We start from the raw sequence: 3778 nt of genomic DNA on the forward strand, positions 1-3778 counted from the left end.
ACCGACTCGGACAGCGCCGCAGATCTGTAAAGAACTTCCCGATCCGCATACCAGCGGTCGGGAAGAGTCGTAGCCAAAGCATAGCGAGTGTTTTGTAAAGAAGGTTAGAGGCGGAAGTAAGCGTTTGACGGTATTTTTGTGCTGCGGTTCTGCATTTGCTGCTCTGGGCGCCTGTATGAACGCGCTCGAGCACTGCACTCAACGCCAGACATCGGTGAGGCGGCGCAGCTGCACCTCGAGCGTCGACAGCAGGACGAACCTCTGCGGGACTACCGCTTACGAACGCACCCGCGCAGGCGTCGTCTGGGTGGTGAGCGCGGCGCCGATTTCAAACAGCCCGATGATGAGGTGAGGCCAGTACACGAAGTCGCTAAATCCGAACAGCCAGGGTGACGCTGCAAGCATCAGGCCACCGGCAGCGTCCAACCCGAGGTGGGTGCCCATGCTCAGCACCCGGGCGACACCCAGCTCATAGTCCGTCAGAAGACTGTAGAGGATGACCCCGGCACCCAACACGACGGGTACCCAGGTCTCGGCGCCTCCTCGAGCAAAGCCAAAAAGCCAGGGCGCGATGATCAGCAGGGCGCCGGTGAGATAGTCGACTACACCGTGAACGTTGGTCGGTATAAAGCGCATATGTACTCCCAAGGAGAACGGTAGCGAAACTTAAACCAGAAGCAAGTATTTTTAACTATGCTCTAACTTTAGCCTTTCCAGACTTAGGAAAAGAAGGTAATTTAGCTGGAATTGCGATCGGTCAACCGCCTAAGACGGCAAGCAATGACCTAGGTGAAACTTTGAGCGATAAAGATACTTCAATACATTTAGAAGCTTTTTACCGCTTCCAAGCTACAGACAACATCAGTGTTACCCCAGGGTTGTTGGTAGTTATCAATCCAGAACACAACAAAAATAATGACACTGTATATGTAGGAACAGTTAGAACCACGTTTTCTTTTTAAATTGCGCTTTCAATTAAAAACTACACTAGCTCTTCGCTTAAATGTACCTGTACCCGCGCTAGTAAGTCGGCAAATCGAAAGGGCTTGGTAATATAATCGTTAGCGCCGTAGGCTAAAGCCATCAATCGATCTTTTTCATCAGTACGGGCTGTAACAATAATAATTGGTCGCTCGTCTGCCTGACTGCGGAGCCGCTTCAACACAGCCCAACCATCGAGGTTAGGTAAGCCTAAATCAAGCAGCAAAAGGTCAAAATCGCCACTTTGAGCCATAGTAAGTGCTTGGATTCCATCTAGTGCTACGGTAGTGGCAAAGCCATACTTGTTTAGTCCTTTTTCTATAAAGGCAGCAAGGCGCTTTTCATCTTCAGCTATCAAAATGCGGTTCATAGTATAGATGCCTCTCATCCGAGAGTGTCACCAGATTTTAAAAATTCCCCTATTGACCAACTCGCTCTAGAAGTTATTTTTCTGATAGAGCCGACGGATAGATGGGAATAGCTGAGATTTTGCAACTATTCCAAGTGAAGTAGAAATTGATAACAGCAGTAGTCACCTATCCCCATACCCAGAGATGGCAAAACCTCAGTCTTGGATCGATATTAGCTGTTAAGCTCCTTGCATTAATGTTCAAACTCCAGCGATTGACAAGTGGATGTTGCCGCATATTGATATTTTTCTTAAATGTGGTACTTAAATAGAATTTTTTATAGCTGTTCGCGGGAATTATCAAGCATTTAAAGTCTTGTTATTACTAGACTCTAAAGACTTTGGATGAAAATGAGATGAAACGAAGATGAGAAAGTTCTCATCTTCCCAGTCTGTAGCCCATCCCTCTAATAGTTTCGATTGAGTCATTACCTAACTTTTTGCGTAAGTAACCCACATACACATCTACAATATTGGAGCCAGGAGCGTAGTCGTACCCCCAAACATGGTCGAGCAACTGCTCTCTACTCATTACTTGTCCTGGGTGACGAAAAAATGTTTCTGCTAAGGTAAATTCGCGGGCGGGCAAATCGATCGGGCGATCGCCTACTACAACTTTACGAGTGCGTAAGTCCAGGACAATATTACCAACTTGAATTTCAAACTCATCTTGACTCTTAGCGCTTTTACTAGGTTCATTACGCAATTGCACTCTTACCCGTGCTAGTAGTTCCTCAAAGCGAAAAGGCTTGGTTACATAGTCGTTAGCCCCTGCTTCTAGCCCTGCTACTTTATCTTTAACATCATCTCTAGCGGTGAGAATAATAGTTGGCAATAGTTCGCCCTGTCCGCGTAACTCCTCCAACACCTCTAAGCCATCTTTACCCGGCAATCCTAAGTCAAGAATCAGCAGGTCAAACTTCTGACTTTGAGCCATTAGCACAACCGTATCTGCGTCGGTGGCAGCAGTAGTATTGAATCCATGCGATCGCAATCCCTTTTCTAAAAAAGAGACGATGCGTAGTTCATCTTCAGCAATTAAGATCTGGTGGATAAAGCAAAACCTCCTAGAGTGACTTTAAGGGTATAGTGATCGTGAATTTAGATCCAACTCCTGTTTGGCTGCAAACTTCGACTACACCACCGTGAGCAATGGCGATCGCCTGGACAATAGATAAACCCAATCCCGCCCCCTCCGAACGACGGTAACTATTGGCAGCCCGTGCAAAACGTTTAAAAATTCGTTCTCGATCGGCAGGGGCAATCCCCTCTCCCGTATCCTTAACCCAGAAACTTGCTTTATTATTAGCCACCGATGAACCTAAAGTAACGCGATCGCCTACCTTTGTAAACTGTGTCGCATTTTGAGCTAGATTCATCACCGCTTCAGTAATGCGCTGGCGATCGCAATTAAGACGACCCCTACCTTGAGCGCCTAAATGCCAATCTCGATCTGCCAAGGCTTTTGCTTTAGTAAATAATTCTTCTGTTAGCAGGTCAACTTCTACGGTTTCTAAGCGCAAAAAGTCTGGTCTTTCTGCCTTTGCCAGTAAAGTTAAGTCATCCACAAAACGGCTCATCCGATCTATCTCATCGAACACCAATGCCAAGGTTTCTTGTTGTTCTTTGGGGTCATCCCCCATCAATTCTAGATGACCGCGAATAATCGTAATCGGCGTTCGCAGTTCATGACTTGCATCATTGATAAAGTTACGCTGACTTGCGAACGCCGCCTGTAAGCGATCCATCATTTCGTTGAACGTAATTGCCAATTCAGCAATTTCACCTTTACCATGCACAGAAAGACGTTGCGTTAAATCTGATTCACTAATAGAGTGAGCAGTGGCGCTTAGCGATCGCAATGGAGCCAACACCCGCCCTGCTGCCAGCCAGGTTAACATCAAAGCTACGAGCAAAACGACAACCGTCACCTGAATCACAACCGTCACGGCTTCTAGTCCTTCCGCACGCTCCCCGGCGGTCGTGTGTGCTGCCGCAAATACCCCGATTATTTCGCCATCAATTTTGACAGGTTCAACTATATAGATGACTTTGCCGATGTTGCTATTTAGGGATTCTACTTCTCCTTGTTCGCGATTGCGGAGTTTTGTCCAACGTTTCATCAAATCGGAATCTGGCTGGAGTGGTTTCGGCAGCGCTCTGGGACTAGACTTGTAAAATTGCTCGTTTATGATGGTAATTAGATAGGTATCATCTTCAGGAAGCTGACGCGATAAGTAGGTTGCCATCAGTCTAGTTAACTCTTGGTTAAGAGACGAACCCCCGATAGATTTTTGTTCTCCATCAGACTGTGGCAATGCAGCAGGGCGATCGCCAGAAAATTGCGCTGTAAGTTCAGTTTGAAAGGTTTTTACTTCTGAAGCTAGA

General features: G+C 46.7%; 4 protein-coding genes and 1 pseudogene. 1 reads left to right on the forward strand and 4 read right to left on the reverse strand.

From position 1 onward, the window contains the following. Positions 1–276: 276 nt before the first annotated feature. Positions 277–636: an SPW repeat domain-containing protein gene (locus tag AC2VE5_RS24520; protein ID WP_486890228.1), complete on the reverse strand. Its 360-nt coding sequence runs from the start codon at positions 634–636 to the stop codon at positions 277–279. A gap of 32 nt (positions 637–668) precedes the next feature. On the opposite strand from AC2VE5_RS24520, the pseudogene AC2VE5_RS24525 reads away from it, so the two are divergent. Next, positions 669–962 (forward strand): annotated as a pseudogene (locus AC2VE5_RS24525) (iron uptake porin); the annotation flags it as partial. A 20-nt stretch (positions 963–982) separates the two neighbouring features. Here AC2VE5_RS24525 and AC2VE5_RS24530 read toward each other — a convergent pair. The 3 genes from AC2VE5_RS24530 to AC2VE5_RS24540 all read right to left on the reverse strand — a co-directional run bounded on the left by AC2VE5_RS24530 (position 983) and on the right by AC2VE5_RS24540 (position 3708). Beyond that, entirely contained in the window at positions 983–1351 is a 369-nt protein-coding gene (locus AC2VE5_RS24530; RefSeq protein WP_486890229.1) for a response regulator transcription factor, read from the reverse strand. 418 nt (positions 1352–1769) lie between these two features. After that, on the reverse strand, positions 1770–2444 hold the full coding sequence (locus tag AC2VE5_RS24535) for a response regulator transcription factor (protein WP_486890230.1): 675 nt from the start codon (positions 2442–2444) through the stop codon (positions 1770–1772). A 13-nt stretch (positions 2445–2457) separates the two neighbouring features. Further along, positions 2458–3708: a sensor histidine kinase gene (locus tag AC2VE5_RS24540; protein WP_486890231.1), complete on the reverse strand. Its 1251-nt coding sequence runs from the start codon at positions 3706–3708 to the stop codon at positions 2458–2460. Positions 3709–3778: the final 70 nt, after the last annotated feature.

The organism is Aliterella sp. E5.1 (genome assembly GCF_057473825.1).